Source organism: Ruegeria sp. CE8 (assembly GCF_056537465.1).
The window spans coordinates 474,092-492,335 of sequence record NZ_JBQFRP010000001.1 but is presented as its reverse complement, the minus strand read 5'-3'; the positions used below and the strand labels follow the sequence as shown (position 1 = coordinate 492,335).

The following is an 18,244-nucleotide window of genomic DNA, read 5'->3' as shown; positions in this document are numbered from 1 at the left end:
TCATTTGATATCGCGGTCTCCGGACGCGTCCGGGGACCACAACCTGTTTCCAATCGCCTCTTTGCTGGTTGTGATCTTGCCGTCCGACAGGGACAGGCTTCCGGTTTCCAGCAACCTTTCCGGATCGAATACCTTGCAACCGCCGTCTAACTGCAGCGCAACGGCCGAGACTATGATCTGGTTCCCTGAACACTCATTGAAGCCACTCGCCGCGCGTTTACCTGTGATGTGAAGCACCTCTTTACCGCGCCAATCATAACGCTGAACACCGCCCGAACCCTGCGGCCACCGCGCGGCCGCCTGCTGCTGATCCACACCGTCTCCGTCGTTTTCCAACCATATGGTTGCGACAAACCCGCTTCCCTTCTGCTTGCTCAGTGCCCGCCCTTGTTCGGTCATGACCCCGACAAGCCCGCCGGTGTCGGCGATCAAAACATCCGGACGATGCCCCTGCCCCCAAAGCAAAAATGCTGCAACCACCGGGAAACCACCCACCCATTTTGCGTGCCCCCTCCACAGCGCGATCCACAGGCCGCCGAGCGCAAAAAGAGGTAGGACGTAGAATGGCGGATTGACGACATACCCCTGCGCCCCGTCCAGCCCGGAAACCCATTGGGATACCGCGAGGATCCATTCCAGCCCAAATCCCATGATGACCAGCGGCAAGGCTTCAAGCCCGAATGGTGCCAACAATGCCGCAACAACGGCCGAAGGCACAACGATCGTGCCCATCACCGGAACCGACAGCATGTTGGCCAATAACCCGTAGTGGGACATCGTATTGAAATGAGCCGCGCCGATCGGCGCTGTTGCAAGGCCCGCAATGGCCGAGGACAGCAACAACCCCAAAACCGGTTTCAACCATCCCGGCCCAGGCAGCGGACCGATATCCCGCAACGCTCCGAACACCGCAACAAGTGCCGTGGTCGCGGCAAAAGACATCTGAAACCCCGGGCTCAGCAAGGATTCTGGTCGCAGGATCAGAACGATCAACGCTGCAATCGCCACAGCCCGCAACGAGATGGCGCGCCGATCAACCAATATGGCGCCCAGCATGACGCTGGCCATGACAAAAGCACGTTCGGTGGCCACGTTTCCACCCGACAGCAATAAGTAGACGACTGCCGCAACAAAGGCGCAGACAGCCGCCAGTTTCCGCACTGGCAACCTGAGCGCCAGCATTGGGACAGCAGACAGCATCACGCGGCACATCAGATAGACGAAGCCTGTCAGCAATCCCATGTGCAGGCCTGAAATCGCCAGCAAATGCGCCAGGTTCGATGCGCGCAGCGTCTTCAAGGTGTCTTGCCCTATTCCGCTGCGATCTCCGGTCGTAACAGCGGCTGCAAACCCGCCGATCTCACCTGGCAGGATCGTTCGGACATGGTCGGAAATCGCCATTCGCCATGCAGTGACACGGACGCCGTCGGACTGTGAAGGTGCCGCAGTCAGCACAGGAACACGCGTGTATCCAACGGCGCCAAGGCGCTGAAACCAGGCATGTCGTCGAAAATCGAACCCGCCAGGCTCAACCGGGCCTTGCGGTGGAGACAGATGCGCGGTTGTCATGATCCTTTGCCCCGGCGCAAGTGGAACCGCGTCACCGTGCAAGGAAAGCCGGACGCGCTGCGGCCGCTGATCACCGGGCACATCCCCTATACGCACCCGATCCAGCGTTACCCGCAACGCGTCCGACGCAGAGCGATCCATGGCTACGACCCGCCCCTCGACCGGGCCGTAGTAACGCCACGACAGGACCGGCTCTGCCACCGTATGGGCGCGTACACCCGCCAGGATGAACCCGGCAGCGATCAGCGCCCCCCCTGTTGCCAACGCAGTCCAGCCAGACGACAATATGCGTGCCACCCCCAAGCAAATGGCAATCGCAGCCGTGAGGCTTGCATAAACCACCCAATCCGGTTCGAACCGGAGGCTAAAATACAGTCCAATTCCGCCAGCCAGACACACCGGAGACCACTGAAACAAATACCCTGTCTGGTTCAGCAATGAGGTCTCGACCCGTGCCAGAACACGCATGGTTGCCCCCGTCCTTCGGGCTCGTTAGACAGGCGCCAATCTATGCCCGACACGGTTACCAAAAGGTTAATCCATACAATGTCCGATCAGGTCGTCACTCGTTTCGCTCCATCGCCTACCGGTTTTCTGCATATCGGCGGGGCCCGCACCGCGCTGTTCAACTGGCTGTACGCCCGCGGGCGCGGCGGAAAATTCCTGCTGCGGATTGAGGACACCGATCGCGAACGTTCCACGCCCGAAGCGACGGCTGCGATCCTGCAGGGCATGGAGTGGCTGGGGCTGGATCACGACGGAGACGTGATCAGCCAATTCGAAGGTGCGGAACGCCATGCCGAGGTTGCGCATCAACTGCTGGCCGAGGGCAAAGCGTACAAGTGCTTTTCCACGCAGGAAGAAATCGCGGAGTTCCGTGAACAGGCCCGCGCAGAAGGGAAATCGACGCTGTTCCGCAGCCCATGGCGGGATGCAGACCCGTCGACGCACCCGGACGCGCCGTTCGCGATCCGCATCAAGGCCCCGCAGGATGGCACGACGGTAATTCGCGATCAGGTTCAGGGTGACGTGACCATTCGCAACGACCAACTGGACGACATGATCCTGCTGCGCTCGGACGGAACGCCGGTCTACATGCTGGCGGTCGTGGTGGATGACCACGACATGGGTGTAACCCACGTGATCCGGGGCGACGACCATTTGAACAACGCCGCGCGCCAGATGATGATATATGAGGCCATGGGCTGGGACGTGCCCGTATGGGCGCATATCCCGCTGATTCACGGGCCTGATGGCAAGAAGCTGTCCAAACGCCACGGCGCTTTGGGCGCTCAGGAATATCAAGCCATGGGTTATCCCGCCGCCGGAATGCGCAACTATCTTGCGCGTCTGGGCTGGAGCCACGGCGACGATGAGTACTTTACCGACGCGCAGGCCAAAGAGTGGTTTGACCTCGATGGAATCGGCAAAAGCCCTGCCCGGTTTGACCTGAAAAAGCTGGAAAACCTTTGCGGACAGCACATCGCGGTAGCGGATGATGCTGCACTGCGGCAAGAGATTGAGGCCTATCTGGCAGCGGCCAATTTGCCTGACCTCACGGAAACACAATCCGGTGATCTGGAACGTGCGATGTATTGCCTCAAGGATAGGGCGCGCATGTTCCCGGAACTACTTGAAAAAGCGCACTTTGTTTTGACGTCACGGCCAATCGAACCCGATGAAAAGGCCGCCAAAGCGCTGACCTCAGTATCCGATGGTATACTGAGAGAATTGACGCCGCACGTGCAAAATGCTAGCTGGACGCGAGACGAACTGGAGCAAGCCCTAAATTCGTTTGCAGAAGCGAAAGGGGTTAAGTTCGGCAAACTGGCAGGCCCCTTGCGGGCCGTGTTGGCAGGTCGGGCAGTGACGCCTTCAGTTTTTGATATGATGCTCGTGTTGGGAAAAGAAGAAACCCTTGCACGGCTTTCTGACGCAGCGACTTAAACCCAAACTTTATATTTGGGTAACGCTGCTCCGCTAACACCCGGACTGCGCGTCCTTCGCGCAGCCGTTGCCCGCAGCGTCGGACAGCGATCCGACTTGCGCAAGAATGAGGAAGGGACACTATGACCGACAGCAATAAAACAGCCACTCTGACAGTCCATGGTGAAACATACGAGTTGCCGGTTCATTCTCCGACCGCTGGGCCTGACGTCATCGACATCCGCAAGCTTTATGGCACCGCGGGCGTCTTTACCTACGACCCCGGTTTCACGTCGACTGCGAGCTGTGACAGCACGATCACCTATATCGACGGCGAAAAAGGCGAGCTGCTGCACCGCGGCTATCCGATTGATCAACTGGCCAGCAAATCGCACTTCCTGGAAGTCTGCTATCTGCTGCTGTACGGAGAGCTGCCGGTCGCCAAGGATCTTGAGCAGTTCGAAACCACCATCACTCGCCACACGATGCTGCACGAGCAGATGCAGTATTTCTACCGCGGTTTCCGCCGGGATGCGCACCCGATGGCGATCATGGTGGGCGTAGTTGGCGCGATGTCGGCCTTTTACCACGACTCGACTGACATTTCTGATCCGCATCAGCGCGAAGTCGCCTCGCACCGCCTGATCGCCAAGATGCCGACCATTGCGGCCTGGGCTTACAAGTACCACATCGGTCAGCCTTTCGTTTACCCGCGAAATGATCTGGACTACGCGTCGAACTTCCTGCGCATGTGCTTTGCCGTTCCGGCGGAAGAATATGAGGTGAACCCGATCCTCAGCCGCGCGATGGACCGTATTCTGACGCTGCACGCAGACCACGAACAGAACGCTTCGACCTCGACTGTGCGTCTCGCCTCGTCCTCGGGCGCAAACCCGTTCGCCTGTATCGCAGCCGGTGTTGCCTGCCTTTGGGGTCCTGCCCATGGTGGTGCGAACCAGGCCTGTCTGGAAATGCTGGAAGAGATCGGTGACGTCGATCGTATACCTGAGTACATCGCCCGCGCCAAGGACAAGAACGACCCATTCCGACTGATGGGCTTCGGTCACCGCGTCTACAAGAACTTCGACCCGCGCGCGAAAGTGATGAAGCAGTCGGCGGATGAAGTTCTCGATCTGCTGGGTGTGGAAAACAACCCGAAACTGCAGGTCGCCAAGGCGCTGGAAAAACAGGCGCTGGAAGATCCGTATTTCGCCGAGAAGAAACTGTTCCCGAACGTGGACTTCTACTCGGGCATCATTCTCGAGGCGATGGGCTTCCCGACATCCATGTTCACCCCGATCTTTGCTCTGTCGCGTACAGTCGGCTGGGTCAGCCAGTGGAAAGAAATGATCGCCGATCCTCAGAACAAGATTGGCCGTCCGCGTCAGCTGTATCTGGGCGAAACCAAGCGCGACTACGTGGACATCGAAAACCGCTGATTGCTGGTTACGTATTGGAAGCGCCCCGGTCTTCAGTCCGGGGCGTTTTTTTCAGAACAGGCTCAACTGGTCGCCGGCCTGAGCAGGTTTGGAAAACAGATCACATCTCAATGACGGCGTTTTCGTTGCAAGCCCAAGGCGTTTGACGGCCAGTTTGAATCGCTTGGCGACGATCCCGGCATATTCCCCCTCGCCCCGCATGCGATGCCCCCAGCGTGGATCGTAATCGCGGCCGCCGTGCATTTCCCTCAGCTTGGACATGATTTTCTCGGCCCGAGCCGGCTCGTGATCCTGTAACCACGCTTGCCAGAGGTACGAGACCTCTCGGGGAAGACGCAGCATGATCCAGCTCGCTGAATCGGCGCCCGCGTCCCGACCCGCTTCAAGCAGGCTTTCCAGTTCGTGATCGGTCAGCCCCGGAATCAACGGCGATGTCATGACGCGCACAGACACGCCCGCTTCAGTCAACCGCCGGATCGTCGCCAAACGACGCAAGGGCGACGGGGCACGCGGTTCCATCCGGCGCGACAGGTCGGGGTCCAAAGTGGTCAAAGAGATACCGACCCGGACAAGGCCAAGTTGTGCCATCGGGGCCAGGATATCCAGATCCCTCTCGATCATCGCCCCTTTGGTCACGATGGCCACCGGATGCCGGAACTCTTGCAGGACCGACAAGCATGACCTTGTAATCAATTGGCTTTTCTCAACAGGTTGGTACGGGTCTGTATTCGTTCCCATCGCGATGGTGGCCACATTGTACCGCGTCGACGACAACTCTTTTCGAAGAACATCCGCGGCATTTGGCCGGGCAATCAGCCGGGTTTCGAAATCCAACCCAGGAGACAGCCCAAGGTAGGCGTGCGTTGGACGGGCAAAACAATACACGCAGCCGTGTTCGCAACCCCGATACGGGTTGATCGAACGGTCGAATGGCAGGTCAGGCGAGCGGTTATAGGTAATCACACTGCGCGCGACTTCTTCGCGGACCTCGGTCCTTAGCGGAGGAAGGTCATCGTCCAGCTCCCACCCATCGTCGCAGGGCACAGTTTCAAACCGTTCGAATCTGCCTGTGTCATTGGTCGCCACTCCACGAGCCCGTATGTTGAGTGCAGGCATGTTTGTTCCCGTTACGTTCCTACCCCTAAACAGATATACCCTGTTTGTTCGCACGACAAGCAAAAGCACATGCTCTGCCTTGCCCGCGCGCCATGCCACCGTCCGTCGAATTTCGCCGGTTGTGAACAAATTGCAGGATGTTGTTGCAGAAAATTCCATCGAGACAGCAAAGATTTTGCCGTATAGGTCGGTCCCGGAACCGCCAAGGTCGCAATCGTCACAGTCGAACTGCGGCGAAATGGCCAAAACGGAAAAAATGCCACCACGGGCGCAATGCCCGACCAGCACAGGGAAATGCCCCATGTCCGATGAAGAAGACATCGTCCTGTCCGAACTGAACGACGACGAACTTGTCGAACAGATGTTCGACGATCTTTATGACGGCCTGAAAGAAGAGATCGAAGAAGGTGTGAACATCCTGCTGGAACGCGGATGGACACCATACGACATCCTGACCAAAGCCTTGGTCGGTGGTATGACAATCGTGGGCCATGACTTCCGCGACGGCATCCTGTTTGTTCCAGAAGTTCTGCTGGCCGCGAACGCCATGAAGGGTGGCATGTCCATCCTGAAACCGTTGCTGGCCGAAACCGGTGCGCCGCGCGTTGGCAAGATGGTCATCGGTACTGTGAAGGGCGACATCCACGACATCGGCAAGAACCTTGTTTCGATGATGATGGAAGGCGCCGGTTTTGATGTCGTGGATATCGGCATCAACAACCCGGTCGAGAATTATCTGGAAGCGCTGGAAACCGAACAGCCCGACATTCTGGGCATGTCCGCCCTGCTGACCACCACGATGCCCTACATGAAGGTCGTCATCGATACGCTGGTCGAACAGGGCCTGCGTGAAGACTACATCGTTCTTGTAGGCGGCGCCCCTCTGAACGAGGAATTCGGCAAGGCCATCGGTGCAGACGCCTATTGCCGTGACGCTGCTGTTGCCGTGGAGACTGCCAAGGATTTTGTTTCTCGCAAGCACAATCAGCTGGCTGGGTGACACCCTCAGAAAGCATTTCGAGTGGGCCGTCCATGTTGGGCGGCCCTTTCACTTTCCGGAGAGCTAAAGATTGTTTGGAATAACAACCTTTACAAATTTTCAATAGTGGTCTTACTACAAGATGTTAAACGAGTTACGAGGTTCCCGTGCCTACCACCTTTACTGCCATTTCACTTGGCGTTCTCCCGGATATTGACACAACTGAAGGCAACGATGTTGCCGAAAATGCCTCTGCGCTTGTCGGACTGACTTTCGGCGGGCCCGGTGATGCCCTTCTGAACGATGCCGTCACATGGAGTCCCGTCCAAGTATCTGGCGGTGTCTACGATATGGATGGCTCCCCGACTGAGCAGTTTTCGATTAACGGCGGCCCCGCACAGACGTTTGACGGCACCTCAATCTACAACGCGACAATTACCTATATCGACGGAACAACGGCCAACATTTCGGCAGTCGTGGCTCAGGACATCAACGGTAACACGTATTTGATGCCCGAGTTTTCAGACAACACTGACCAGGCAGCACTGGAAGCCGGACCAATCCGATCCATCACCTTTAACAGTGTACAAGGTAACTCTTTCTCCGGCCTCACGGCGGATCGTGAGACGTGGGATCTGGTTACCTGTTTTACAACCGGGACATTGATTGAAACGGCCAAAGGTCCAATTGCCGTGCAAGATCTTCGCGCAGGCGATAAAGTCCAAACGCTGGATCACGGGATGCAAACCCTGCGTTGGGTCGGGCAGCGCACGGTTCGCGCATCGGGAGCGTTTGCTCCGGTCCTGATCAAAAAGGGCGCGCTTGGCAATGACCGTGATCTTATCGTGTCGCAACAGCACAGAATGCTGGTCAGCGATTGGCGGGTCGAACTGCACACCGGCCATGCCGAGGCTCTCGCGCCGGCCAAACAGTTGGTTAACGGCCACGATATCGTGATGCGGGCTGGCGGCTTGGTGACCTATTACCACCTAATGTTCGACCAACACGAACTGATCTGGGCCGAAGGCTGCCTGAGTGAGAGCTTCCATCCGGGCATACAGGCATGGAACAGTCTTGAGGATGCAACCCGGCAAGAGATACTGACGTTGTTTCCCGAACTTGCGGATCAAGGTATCACCGCCTATGGCCCCCCTGCCCGTCCGTCGCTTCAATCCTTTGAAACCCGCGCGTCGGTGGCCTGACACAGGATGTCGGATGCGGGCTTGCCTTGATCCGGCATTCATTCTTTGATGCTGCAATCCTTTGGGGAATTAGCGATGCAGCAGAACAGCACACCGGATGACGAAAGCCTGACGTCAAAGGGCTACACAGAAAACGGTCGCCAGGGCGGTATTTTGCTGCTGGCCTGCGGCGCGCTCGCACGCGAAATCCTGCATCTGAAAAAGCTCAATGGCTGGGATCACATAACCCTGACCTGCCTGCCCGCCATTTTGCACGTCCACCCCGAACGGATCACCCAAGCGGTCGAGGAAGCCGTCGCCAAACACCGCGGAAACTTTGACCAGATCTATGTCGTCTACGCCGATTGCGGCACCGGAGGTCTGTTGCAGAAGGCCTGCGAGGAAATGGGCATCGAAATGATCAAAGGTCCGCATTGTTATTCCTTTTTCGAAGGAAATCAGGCCTTTGAGGAACATGGAGACGATGAAACGACTGCGTTTTACCTGACGGATTTTCTGGCTCGGCAGTTCGACGCATTCGTCTGGAAACCCTTGGGGCTGGATCGCCACCCTGAACTGCGCGACATGTATTTCGGCAACTACACTAAGCTTGTCTATCAGGCCCAGACCGACGATCCGGACCTGACCGCGCGCGCCCGCGACTGCGCCGAGCGGATGGGCTTGGCATTCGAACGCCGCTTTACCGGGTATGGCGATTTGGAATCGACACTTACCGAATGGGCCGCGCGCCACGGCTGACCAACTGGATAAGCGATCAGGCGTTTTCCTGCGCGACCTCTCGAATGCGCTCAATCATAGACCGCAAGCCGTTAGAGCGCTGGGCCGACAGGTGGTCGTTCAATCCCAGACGCGCCAATTCGCCCCCGGCATCGACCTTTGGAACCTCATTCACGGGCAAGCCGTTGTATAGGGACCGCAGCACGGCAATCAGCCCTCGCACGATCAGCGCGTCGCTGTCCCCGTCGAACCGGAACACGCCGCCTTCGATCATCGGATGCAGCCAAACTTGACTGGCGCAGCCGTGCACCTTGGTTGCAGGAACTTTCAAGGCCTCGTCCAGCGGCTCCATCGCCTTGCCCTGATCAATGACATGGCGGTACCGGTCTTCCCAGTCATCCAGAAACTCGAAATCCTCGACGATTTCCTCAAAGGCGGGCGTTGCCATTTCGGGGCAGTCCTTTTTGTTACGATCACAATTGTGACCTATGCCTCCATTGCGCACCTGTCCAGTCCCGGCGTGGGTTTTCAAACTTCGGATTTTGCGATAACCCATTGCTCAAATTACTTCTCTGGGCTTTGGGACCATGAAAAAATCAATACCTGTTCTAATGGTCAGCGCACTGGCACTGTCCGCCTGCAGCGGCTGGAGCGAGTCGCGGGTCAACCCGTCCAATTGGTTCGAGTCAAGCACACCAGCGCCCGTTCAGGTATCTGCAAATGATGCCAATGCCTTGGTACCCGAGCAACGCGATGGTGTCAGGCTGTTTGGAAGACCCGAAGAAGAAGAAATCACCTTTCCGATCACCAAGATCGACGAGCTGCGGATTGAGCCGACGCCATCCGGTGCAATCGTCTATGCTACGGGCACGGCCGCAAGGCAGGGTGCTTATAACGCCCGCCTCGTTCGTGTGGAAAACGACGAAAACGCAAAGAACGGTATTCTGGAATACACGTTCGAGGTCAGTTACCCGGAATACGCAACAAATCTTGGCACCGAAAGATCGCGGCAGGTCACGGACGCGTCCAATATCGGCCTGAAAGAACTGAAGAACGTACGTTTGGTCCGTGTTCGGGGGGAACAAAACGCACTGGAATCGCGGCGGCGTTAATCGCCGCTAAAGCGATACGACCTTTACGGACTGCCCCTTTGCGGCCAAGGCGATCTTGCCATCACACAGTTTGAGGGCATCTTCGCCGAACACTTCAAAGCGCCACCCTGACATCGAGGGCAATTCGCGCTCGCCGGCGGCAAGCTGATCCAGTTCCGAGCTTGTGGCGATTAGTTTGGCCGCTACGCCTGAGCTTTCAGTCTTGGACTTCAGCAAGACTCGCAACAAATCCGCCAGCGCGGGATTGACCTTGAGCTTATCGCGGCTGTTATCAACACGTGGCAGCTGGTCTGCGGGGCAATTCACACCCTTCTTTACGGCAGCCAGAATACCGTCAGCGATCGCGCCTTTGCGCGCCTCGCGTAGCAACAAGCGGGATCCGCCCAGATCGGACGGAGACTTGGGCTTGGTCGAGGCCAGCTCGATAAGCGCATCATCCTTGAATACCCGGCTGCGCGGGACATTGTTGTCCTGTGCATAGGCTTCGCGAAACTGCGCCAATTCGCGCACCACGGCCAGAAACTTGGCCGAGTTCGTTCGGGTCTTTACCCGTCTCCACGCATCCTCGGGGCGAATGTTATAGGTCTCGGGCTGGGTCAGCGTCTGCAACTCCTCGGACACCCAATGGCTGCGCTGTGACTTTTTCAGCTGGGCCGCGAGGTGTTCGTAAATCTGGCGCAGGTGCGTCACGTCAGCCAGTGCATATGTTTTTTGCGCATCAGACAGGGGTCGACGCGACCAATCGGTAAAGCGCGAGGTCTTATCGACTCCCTGCTTGCAGATTTTGCGCACCAGCGTCTCATAGCCCACCTGCTCGCCAAACCCACAGACCATCGCGGCGACTTGCGTGTCGAACAGAGGTTTGGGGAACACGGACGCTTCGACCCAAAAGATCTCAAGGTCCTGCCGCGCGGCGTGGAACACTTTGACCACGCTTTCATCACGGAAGAGATCATAAAGCGGGTCCAGCGACATGCCGTCGACCAGGGGGTCGACCAGAACCGCGCTGTCCTCGTCATCGGAAGGCACCGCAAGCTGCACCAGACAAAGCTTTGAATAGTAGGTTCGTTCGCGCAGAAACTCAGTATCTACGGTGACATAGTCATATTCCGCCGCGGCCTTGCAGAAGTCGGCCAGCTCTTGCGTCGTTGTCAGGGTTTTCATGCGCGATGCTGTTCTTGCTCTTGTTCTGTGCGGCCGATCAATACCGTACCTGGCCGTATTGCGGACCATAGGCTGAATATGACACGCGTGTAAATCACCCTGAGACGTTCAGGGCAGCAACACCGGAGTCCGATCCCCACTGGCGTAACGGCGCAACACTGCGGGATAAAGCTTGTGTTCCCAAACCAATACTCGTGCGGCCAATGCCTCGGGCGTATCACCGGGTTCAATGTTCACCCGTGCCTGCCCCAAAATCGGCCCGTCATCCAGGGCAGCTGTGACCTCATGAACCGAGCATCCATGCTCGGTATCCCCGGCCTCAATAGCGCGCGCATGGGTGTCCAGACCCTTGTATTTCGGCAGCAGAGAGGGGTGGATGTTGAGCATCCGCCCTTGAAAGCGGGAAACGAATTCGCCTGTCAGGACCCGCATAAACCCGGCGAGGCAGACGATGTCGGGTTGCGCAGCCTCAAGCGGTTTCAACAATTCCGATTCAAACGCGGCGCGATCCCCTTTGAACGGGCGGTGATCCACTGCCGCCGTGGGGATGCCACGGTCCGCCGCCTTTCTCAGCCCGCCCGCTTTCGGATCGTTGGACAAGACCAGACAGGCCCTCGCCGGGTGATCGCCGGTCAAGCTGTCGACCAGCGACACCATGTTGGAGCCGCCGCCCGAGATCAGGATTGCGACGCGCTTGTGGCTCACAGCAGGTTGCCCGAATAGGCCATTCCCGGCGCGTTTGTTACCGTACCCAGACGCGCGACCGTTTCACCGGAATCAGACAGCAACGCCGCCAGATCATCTGCGCGTTCCGCATCACATACGACGATCATGCCGATGCCGCAGTTAAAGGTTTTCAGCATTTCGGATTCGACAATCCCGCCGGTTTCAGCCATCCAACGGAAGACGGGCGGTAGGTCCCAAGCGTTCAGATCGATCTCGGCACCCAGGTCATCGGGCAGAACGCGCGGCAAGTTTTCTGTCAGGCCACCGCCAGTGATGTGGGCCAGAGCATGCACGCCCCCTGCACGGATCGCTTCCAGCGCAGGCTTCACATATAGGCGCGTGGGCGTCAGCAGCGCTTCACCCAGCGAACCCTCGCCAAAGGGCGAGGCTGCATCCCAACCAAGGCCGGACATCTCGACCAGTTTGCGCACCAGCGAATAACCATTGGAATGCACGCCGTTCGAAGCCAGCCCCAGCAGCACGTCGCCTTGCTGCACTCCGGCAGGCAGATGGGCACCGCGTTCCATCGCGCCGACCGAGAAACCGGCCAGATCAAAGTCACCATCCGGATACATCCCCGGCATTTCGGCAGTTTCACCACCGATCAAGGCGCATCCAGATTGCACGCAGCCTTCGGCAATGCCTTCGATGATCCGCGCCGCGGTATCGGTATCCAGTTTGCCGGTGGCGAAATAGTCGAGGAAAAACAAAGGCTCGGCACCCTGACAGATCAGATCGTTGACGCACATTGCGACCAAATCAATTCCAACGCCATCAACTACGCCTGTGTCGATAGCAATGCGCAGCTTGGTGCCGACGCCATCGGTGGCCCCGACCAGAATCGGGTCTTGATATCCGGCATCCTTCAGATCGAACAACGCACCAAATCCGCCCAGCCCGCTCATGACCCCCGAGCGGTTGGTTCGTTTTGCCGCCGGTTTGATCCGGTCGACCAGAGCATTCCCCGCATCAATATCAACGCCCGCATCGGCATAGGTGATTCCGTTCTTGCCCGTCGTCATGGCCAACCCCTTATGAATGGTTCCCGCGCGGGTTATTCGATTGTTGGACATGTTGCAACGGTCAGGCTTGACGCGGGCGTTCACCGTGATACTCAAAGCGCTCAGGCGGGCCTGTAGCTCAATTGGTTAGAGCAGAGCGCTCATAACGCTTTGGTTGCGGGTTCAAGTCCTGCCGGGCCTACCAAATCACCGTCCGATGATGATATCCGCGCACAACCCGCCCAGACGTTCGCTTTTGCCAAGGCGCAGAACGCCGCCATGCGCGCGCGCGATATCCGATACAATCGCCAGACCAAGACCAACTCCGGTGCCCTGATTCTGGTTGCGTGCCGGATCCAGGCGCGAAAACGGCTTTAACGCCTCGGTCCGCTGTTCCGCGGGAATGCCCGGCCCATCATCCTCGACCCGGATGCGCAGCGTCTTAGGGGTCATGGACAGGCTGATGTCGGCCTGATTACCGTAACGAACGGCATTCCCGATCAGATTTTCGACCGCACGACGAATGGACGACGGTCGTAGCATGACAGTACCCTGCCCTTCGACCGAGACCAGTCGGGCCTTGTAACCCGCCCGCCGAGCATCTTCGACAATCTGACCCAAGAGCTCTTCCGGCTCCACTTCTTCCGGCGCGCCCTCGGACGCCCCGCGTGAGAAATCCAGAAAAGCATCCAACAACAGCTGCATTTCATCCACATCTTGCTGCATTGGGGCCGCTTCATCCTCGGGCAGCATTGAAAGTCCCAGCTTCAGGCGCGTCAGCGGCGTTCTCAGATCGTGGCTTACACCGGACAGCATCATCGTGCGCTGTTCCATTTGTCGTTCGATTCTGGCCCGCATATCCAGAAAGGCGTTTCCAGCCGCGCGCACCTCGATGGCCCCTCCGGGCGAATAGGGCACGACCCTGCCGCGACCAAAGGCCTGTGCCGCATCGGCAAGTCGAGTGATCGGCCGCAGCTGATTCCGCATATACAAGAAAGAGATCGAGGTCATAACGACGGCAAAAAACACCATTGTAACGATCAATTGGTGCGGTGCGGTGGGCGACAGACGTCGCCGGTCCAGCGTCAACTGCAACACGCCCAGATGGGTTTGAAGATACAACCGTGCCTCATCCCCGGTCGGCAAGGCGACGTCGACCAGATCAGGTAGCCAAGCGTACAGATTGGTCTCGACCTGTGGCGCGATAAAGTCATACCACCGCCGCCGGTCCACAATAGGCTCATCGTCAACGTCCACGAAGCGCGCTTTCATGTCCAGCGCCATCAGATCGAGACGAATGGCGGCCAAAGCCTGCTGCTGAGTTTCTGTACCCTCCATCGTCTCAAGCACAAGGGTCACCTCGCGCGTGGCGGTCCTGGTCATCTGCATCGTGACGTCTTCGAGGTGTTTTTGCAGGAATGCGATACCCACGACCAGCAACAAAACGATCACTGGAAGAACCAGAATCAGTGCTGCCCGGGCGTAGAGGCTGCGCGGCATATAGTGTTTGAGCCATTGACTGGACATGCGCTAAACCTAACGGGCTGATCCGGCAAGAGAAAGAGTGCAGAATGCAGGCGCCCGACGATTTCAACCCGCCCCTTGGCAAAGCAATTGAATTGCAGCCCGGTCTGCGACGGATTCTGGCCCCCAACCCCTCACCCATGACCTATCGTGGCACCAACACCTACCTGCTGGGCGAGCGCGATCTGGCAGTCATTGATCCCGGCCCCTTAGGCGACGCGCATCTCGACGCGATTCTGGACGCCCTGCGGCCCGGCCAGCGCATCAGCCATATCGTGGTAACGCACAGCCATCTGGATCACTCTCCCCTTGCTGCGCCGCTGGCAGCCCGTACTGGTGCGCCGATTCTGGCCTTTGGCGGGCCTCAGGCGGGGCGTAGCGCAGTGATGACACAACTGGCACACCAGGGCCTGGCCGGCGGCGGCGAAGGGATTGATGCGGCGTTCCGCCCGGACATCGAAGTCGTCGATGGCGAGATCATCAAGGGCGGAGGTTGGGACCTTGAGGTAATTCACACGCCTGGCCACCTTGGCAACCATATCGCCCTGGGCTGGGGCGAAGTTTGCTTTACCGCCGATCACGTCATGGGCTGGGCCAGTTCTCTGGTCTCTCCACCCGACGGGGATCTGACGGATTTCATGCAGGCTTGTCGCAAGTTGCGCGACCGGAACTGGTCTGTGTTTCACGCTGGGCACGGCGCCCCGATCACCGATCCGGCGGGACGGTTGGACTGGTTGATCAATCACCGGCTGACACGCGAGGCTCAGATACTGGCGGCGCTGGAGACTCAGCCCGGAACAGCCCGCCAACTTGCCAAGCGTATCTACACCGATACACCTGCAGCGCTTCTGCCGGCGGCCGAAAGAAACGTGTTTGCGCATCTGGTTGATCTATATGGAAAATCACAAGTCACCGCACCTAAAGGGCTGTCGGTGGACGCCAAATTTTCCAGGTCGGCATGAGCAAATGAAATTTTTTGCCGTTTGATGCAGTTCCCCTCTGGACGGCGAAAAATGGGATTGTTATACGCCCCTCAGTTCCGGCGTAGCTCAGCGGTAGAGCAGTTGACTGTTAATCAATTGGTCGTAGGTTCGATCCCTACCGCCGGAGCCAAAATCCTATAATCGCAAATCTCTCATGCGCAGCGCTTCATCGTGATATGAATTGGTCACGTAACGGCTTGATTCCCTGAACTTTCACCAAACGACGACGTTTAGCCGGCGAGCCTTTAGAAACCTGAAATACCCAGCCCAAAGCCGGCAGAAACCCTCCACTTTGCCGCACAACTTGGCTGATATTCATTATTCTTCATATTTCAATTGGAGATAGTCCCGCCAATGATTATGGTTCTCTCGGGAGAGACAGTGAGGGAGACAGAGATGCGTGGAGTTTTGGTATTCGTTTGTTTGGCGTCGGTGGCGGCATGTAGCACAGACCTAACGCCACAGGGTCAGCAAGTCAGGCAACTCTCTCCTCAGACCGTTCAAAACTGTCAGTTTTTGGGACCAGTAAGTGGAATGGAGCTTTTTGGCTTAGACACACCGATGGATGCGCAAAGCGCGCAGAACAAAATGCGCAACGCCGTGGCGTCAATGGGTGGTAATGGGTTCGTTTTGACCCAGAGTTCAACCAGCGATGGCGGAACTTTCGTATCAGGCGACGCGTATAGATGCCCCTAGAATATCCGGGCGGCGGATCAAAAGCCAAAAACTAACACCTTGCTGCCGGTCAAAGGATCTCGAGCTGTCGACCAATAAGTTGTAGTTTCACTCGCGTTGAGCGAAGCTGAATTAGCGGTAACGGCATACACGTTTTGAGCTCGGAAACTACGCCGGGACCCGCCTCGTTTTTTCCTCCAAAAAATGTGCCGCACCCTCTGGACGCCGCAGAAACAGGTTGCTATACGGCGCGAACCGTTCCGGCGTAGCTCAGCGGTAGAGCAGTTGACTGTTAATCAATTGGTCGTAGGTTCGATCCCTACCGCCGGAGCCATTCTCAACAATATCAGGCACTTAGTCCTTCAAGGCGTCCTCGAAATCCGCGCGTAAATTCCGCTTGAGAACCTTGCCCGTCGCATTCAGCGGCAACGCATCCACAAAGACAACCTTGTCCGGCACCTGCCACTTAGCAATCTTGCCGTCGAAGAAGGCCAGCAATTCGTCCTCGGACGGGTCCTCGCCCTCGGCCTTGACCGCCACCAGTAGCGGACGTTCATCCCATTTCGGGTGCGGCACGCCAACAACGGCAGCTGTGGCGAGTTTCGGGTGCGCAACGGCGATGTTTTCCAATTCGACCGAGCTGATCCACTCACCACCGGATTTGATGATGTCCTTGGAACGATCACGGATCGTCATGTAACCGTCAGAATCCAATGTGGCGACGTCTCCGGTGGCGAACCAGCCGTCCTGCAGCAGTTCCTCATCCTGCATCTGGAAATAGCTGTCCAGCACCCAATGCCCGCGCACCAACAGATCACCTTGCGTGATACCGTCTTGGGGCAGATCATTGCCATCATCATCGACGATTTTCAACTCGACCCCAAACGGCGGGCGGCCCTGATTTTCGCGCAGCTTGTGCTGCTCTTCAATTGGGAGGTCGAAGTGCCTTGCCAATGGATGGTTTGCAGTGCCCAAGGGGCTCATTTCGCTCATCCCCCAGGCGTGAACCGTGTCGACTCCGTAGGTGTCGCGGAACGTTTCGATCATCGACGGGGGGCAAGCCGCCCCGCCAATCACAGTGCGGTTCAGGCTGGCCAGTTTGCTGCCGGACTTCTCGGCATGGGCCAGCAATCCCTGCCAGATCGTCGGAACGCCCATGGCGAGCGTCACGCCATAGGTATCGACCAGATTCACCAGTGCTTCGCCATGTAACCCCGGCCCCGGTAGCACCATGCGCGAGCCCGACATGGCGCAGGCATACGGTGATCCCCACGCGTTCACATGGAACATCGGGACCACTGGCATCACGACATCCATAGCGGAAAACCCGATCACATCACGGGTATTCGACGCAAAGCTGTGCAGAACTGTCGAGCGGTGGGAATACAAGACCCCCTTAGGATTGCCCGTGGTGCCCGACGTGTAACATAGGCTCGACGCGGTGTTTTCGTCGAAGCTGGGCCATTCAAAATCGGCATCCCCAGTCTCGATAAGTTCGTCATAGAATTCGACGCCCGGGATTTGGGCAATGGTGTCCTCGTTACGCGGTCCCATCAGCACGAAATGGCGAACCTCGGTCAAATGCTCGCGCAGGGCAGCAACCAGAGGGATAAAGGTCGCATCAAAGAACAGAACCCGGTCTTTGGCGTGGTTGATGATGTAGGTCAGCTGCTCTGGGAAGAGACGCGGATTGACCGTGTGGCACACGAAACCAGCGCCCGAGGTTGCATAATAGATTTCCAGGTGCCGCCGGTTGTTCCAGGCCAACGTGCCGACACGATCCTGCGGCTCCAGACCCAACTTGGTCAGCGCGGACCCGAGTCGTCGTGCGTTCCTTGCCACTTCTGCCCAGTTTGTTTGCGTGACCGATCCATCGGTTTCGACCGAGTAGATCTCGGTCTGGCCATGATAGTGTTCGGCATGATCTATCAGCGACGAGATCAGCAAAGGCTGCGTCATCATCTGTCCCAGCATGGGCATCCTCCCTATGTCAGCGCCACGTCTGTGCGGCAGCGCCGTCTGCCAGCCTGAACACATTAGCCCGCGTTCGCGTTACGGGGGGTTCAGGGCGTTCCCTAAGAACAGACCCTGCCAATCATTTAATTGTCTGA

16 protein-coding genes and 3 tRNA genes are annotated in these 18,244 nt (G+C 57.8%); 11 read left to right on the top strand and 8 right to left on the bottom strand.

Annotated features, from left to right (window positions below; translation table 11 throughout):
• Positions 1–2,037 (bottom strand): ComEC/Rec2 family competence protein, encoded by a 2,037-nt coding sequence (locus ACR0AA_RS02500; protein ID WP_480660388.1) that lies wholly within the window; start codon positions 2,035–2,037, stop codon positions 1–3.
• Between the two features lie 78 nt (positions 2,038–2,115).
• On the opposite strand from ACR0AA_RS02500, the gene gltX reads away from it, so the two are divergent.
• Together gltX and gltA are read left to right on the top strand one after the other, a co-directional pair.
• Entirely contained in the window at positions 2,116–3,516 is a 1,401-nt protein-coding gene (gene gltX / locus ACR0AA_RS02495; protein ID WP_480661199.1) for a glutamate--tRNA ligase, read from the top strand.
• A gap of 122 nt (positions 3,517–3,638) precedes the next feature.
• Entirely contained in the window at positions 3,639–4,934 is a 1,296-nt protein-coding gene (gltA, locus tag ACR0AA_RS02490; protein ID WP_480660390.1) for a citrate synthase, read from the top strand.
• Between the two features lie 51 nt (positions 4,935–4,985).
• Here the strand turns inward: gltA and ACR0AA_RS02485 are convergent, their stop codons facing one another.
• On the bottom strand, positions 4,986–6,050 hold the full coding sequence (locus ACR0AA_RS02485) for a PA0069 family radical SAM protein (RefSeq protein ID WP_480660392.1): 1,065 nt from the start codon (positions 6,048–6,050) through the stop codon (positions 4,986–4,988).
• Positions 6,051–6,351: 301 nt separating this feature from the next.
• Between ACR0AA_RS02485 and ACR0AA_RS02480 the strand changes: the two genes are divergently transcribed.
• The 3 genes from ACR0AA_RS02480 to ACR0AA_RS02470 all read left to right on the top strand — a co-directional run bounded on the left by ACR0AA_RS02480 (position 6,352) and on the right by ACR0AA_RS02470 (position 8,969).
• Complete coding sequence (locus ACR0AA_RS02480; RefSeq protein WP_480660394.1) at positions 6,352–7,050, top strand: corrinoid protein; 699 nt, start codon at positions 6,352–6,354, stop codon at positions 7,048–7,050.
• A 146-nt stretch (positions 7,051–7,196) separates the two neighbouring features.
• Positions 7,197–8,231 carry a Hint domain-containing protein gene (locus ACR0AA_RS02475; RefSeq protein ID WP_480660396.1) on the top strand — a complete coding sequence of 345 codons (1,035 nt, stop codon included), beginning with the start codon at positions 7,197–7,199 and terminating at the stop codon, positions 8,229–8,231.
• Between the two features lie 75 nt (positions 8,232–8,306).
• Positions 8,307–8,969 carry a DUF1638 domain-containing protein gene (locus ACR0AA_RS02470; RefSeq protein ID WP_480755365.1) on the top strand — a complete coding sequence of 221 codons (663 nt, stop codon included), beginning with the start codon at positions 8,307–8,309 and terminating at the stop codon, positions 8,967–8,969.
• Positions 8,970–8,985: 16 nt separating this feature from the next.
• Here ACR0AA_RS02470 and ACR0AA_RS02465 read toward each other — a convergent pair whose 3' ends face one another.
• Entirely contained in the window at positions 8,986–9,396 is a 411-nt protein-coding gene (locus tag ACR0AA_RS02465) for a SufE family protein (protein WP_480660400.1), read from the bottom strand.
• Between the two features lie 139 nt (positions 9,397–9,535).
• On the opposite strand from ACR0AA_RS02465, the gene ACR0AA_RS02460 reads away from it, so the two are divergent.
• Entirely contained in the window at positions 9,536–10,060 is a 525-nt protein-coding gene (locus tag ACR0AA_RS02460) for a hypothetical protein (protein WP_480660402.1), read from the top strand.
• A 6-nt stretch (positions 10,061–10,066) separates the two neighbouring features.
• Here ACR0AA_RS02460 and rnd read toward each other — a convergent pair whose 3' ends face one another.
• The 3 genes from rnd to purM form a co-directional block, all read right to left on the bottom strand.
• A complete protein-coding gene (gene rnd / locus ACR0AA_RS02455) occupies positions 10,067–11,224 on the bottom strand; it encodes a ribonuclease D (RefSeq protein ID WP_480660404.1) in 1,158 nt (385 codons plus the stop codon).
• 108 nt (positions 11,225–11,332) lie between these two features.
• The gene (gene purN, locus ACR0AA_RS02450; RefSeq protein ID WP_480660406.1) at positions 11,333–11,929 is read right to left on the bottom strand and encodes a phosphoribosylglycinamide formyltransferase; all 597 of its coding nucleotides are present in this window, start codon (positions 11,927–11,929) and stop codon (positions 11,333–11,335) included.
• Positions 11,926–12,972 (bottom strand): phosphoribosylformylglycinamidine cyclo-ligase, encoded by a 1,047-nt coding sequence (gene purM / locus ACR0AA_RS02445; protein WP_480660408.1) that lies wholly within the window; start codon positions 12,970–12,972, stop codon positions 11,926–11,928. Before purM ends, purN begins: the two co-directional genes overlap by 4 nt.
• Before the next feature lie 107 nt (positions 12,973–13,079).
• On the opposite strand from purM, the gene ACR0AA_RS02440 reads away from it, so the two are divergent.
• Positions 13,080–13,156 (top strand) — tRNA-Ile (locus ACR0AA_RS02440).
• Between the two features lie 2 nt (positions 13,157–13,158).
• Here the strand turns inward: ACR0AA_RS02440 and ACR0AA_RS02435 are convergent.
• Entirely contained in the window at positions 13,159–14,478 is a 1,320-nt protein-coding gene (locus ACR0AA_RS02435; protein ID WP_480660410.1) for an ATP-binding protein, read from the bottom strand.
• 44 nt (positions 14,479–14,522) lie between these two features.
• Between ACR0AA_RS02435 and ACR0AA_RS02430 the strand changes: the two genes are divergently transcribed.
• The 4 genes from ACR0AA_RS02430 to ACR0AA_RS02415 all read left to right on the top strand — a co-directional run bounded on the left by ACR0AA_RS02430 (position 14,523) and on the right by ACR0AA_RS02415 (position 16,467).
• A complete protein-coding gene (locus ACR0AA_RS02430; RefSeq protein ID WP_480755364.1) occupies positions 14,523–15,437 on the top strand; it encodes an MBL fold metallo-hydrolase in 915 nt (304 codons plus the stop codon).
• A gap of 76 nt (positions 15,438–15,513) precedes the next feature.
• Positions 15,514–15,588, top strand: a tRNA-Asn gene (locus tag ACR0AA_RS02425).
• A gap of 224 nt (positions 15,589–15,812) precedes the next feature.
• Complete coding sequence (locus ACR0AA_RS02420) at positions 15,813–16,154, top strand: DUF4156 domain-containing protein (protein ID WP_480755363.1); 342 nt, start codon at positions 15,813–15,815, stop codon at positions 16,152–16,154.
• A gap of 238 nt (positions 16,155–16,392) precedes the next feature.
• Positions 16,393–16,467 (top strand) — tRNA-Asn (locus ACR0AA_RS02415).
• A 20-nt stretch (positions 16,468–16,487) separates the two neighbouring features.
• On the opposite strand, the gene ACR0AA_RS02410 is transcribed toward ACR0AA_RS02415, so the two are convergent.
• A complete protein-coding gene (locus ACR0AA_RS02410; protein WP_480755362.1) occupies positions 16,488–18,107 on the bottom strand; it encodes a long-chain-fatty-acid--CoA ligase in 1,620 nt (539 codons plus the stop codon).
• Between the last annotated feature and the right edge of the window lie 137 nt (positions 18,108–18,244).

Excerpts from the sequence above, each read along its gene's own strand:
- ACR0AA_RS02500 (WP_480660388.1), bottom strand. The coding sequence starts at position 2,037 with ATGCGTGTTCTGGCACGGGTCGAGACCTCATTGCTGAACCAGACAGGG.
- gltX (WP_480661199.1), top strand. The coding sequence starts at position 2,116 with ATGTCCGATCAGGTCGTCACTCGTTTCGCTCCATCGCCTACCGGTTTT.
- gltA (WP_480660390.1), top strand. The coding sequence starts at position 3,639 with ATGACCGACAGCAATAAAACAGCCACTCTGACAGTCCATGGTGAAACA.
- ACR0AA_RS02485 (WP_480660392.1), bottom strand. The coding sequence starts at position 6,050 with ATGCCTGCACTCAACATACGGGCTCGTGGAGTGGCGACCAATGACACA.
- ACR0AA_RS02480 (WP_480660394.1), top strand. The coding sequence starts at position 6,352 with ATGTCCGATGAAGAAGACATCGTCCTGTCCGAACTGAACGACGACGAA.
- ACR0AA_RS02470 (WP_480755365.1), top strand. The coding sequence starts at position 8,307 with ATGCAGCAGAACAGCACACCGGATGACGAAAGCCTGACGTCAAAGGGC.
- ACR0AA_RS02465 (WP_480660400.1), bottom strand. The coding sequence starts at position 9,396 with ATGGCAACGCCCGCCTTTGAGGAAATCGTCGAGGATTTCGAGTTTCTG.
- ACR0AA_RS02460 (WP_480660402.1), top strand. The coding sequence starts at position 9,536 with ATGAAAAAATCAATACCTGTTCTAATGGTCAGCGCACTGGCACTGTCC.
- rnd (WP_480660404.1), bottom strand. The coding sequence starts at position 11,224 with ATGAAAACCCTGACAACGACGCAAGAGCTGGCCGACTTCTGCAAGGCC.
- purM (WP_480660408.1), bottom strand. The coding sequence starts at position 12,972 with ATGACGACGGGCAAGAACGGAATCACCTATGCCGATGCGGGCGTTGAT.
- ACR0AA_RS02435 (WP_480660410.1), bottom strand. The coding sequence starts at position 14,478 with ATGTCCAGTCAATGGCTCAAACACTATATGCCGCGCAGCCTCTACGCC.
- ACR0AA_RS02430 (WP_480755364.1), top strand. The coding sequence starts at position 14,523 with ATGCAGGCGCCCGACGATTTCAACCCGCCCCTTGGCAAAGCAATTGAA.
- ACR0AA_RS02420 (WP_480755363.1), top strand. The coding sequence starts at position 15,813 with ATGATTATGGTTCTCTCGGGAGAGACAGTGAGGGAGACAGAGATGCGT.
- ACR0AA_RS02410 (WP_480755362.1), bottom strand. The coding sequence starts at position 18,107 with ATGCTGGGACAGATGATGACGCAGCCTTTGCTGATCTCGTCGCTGATA.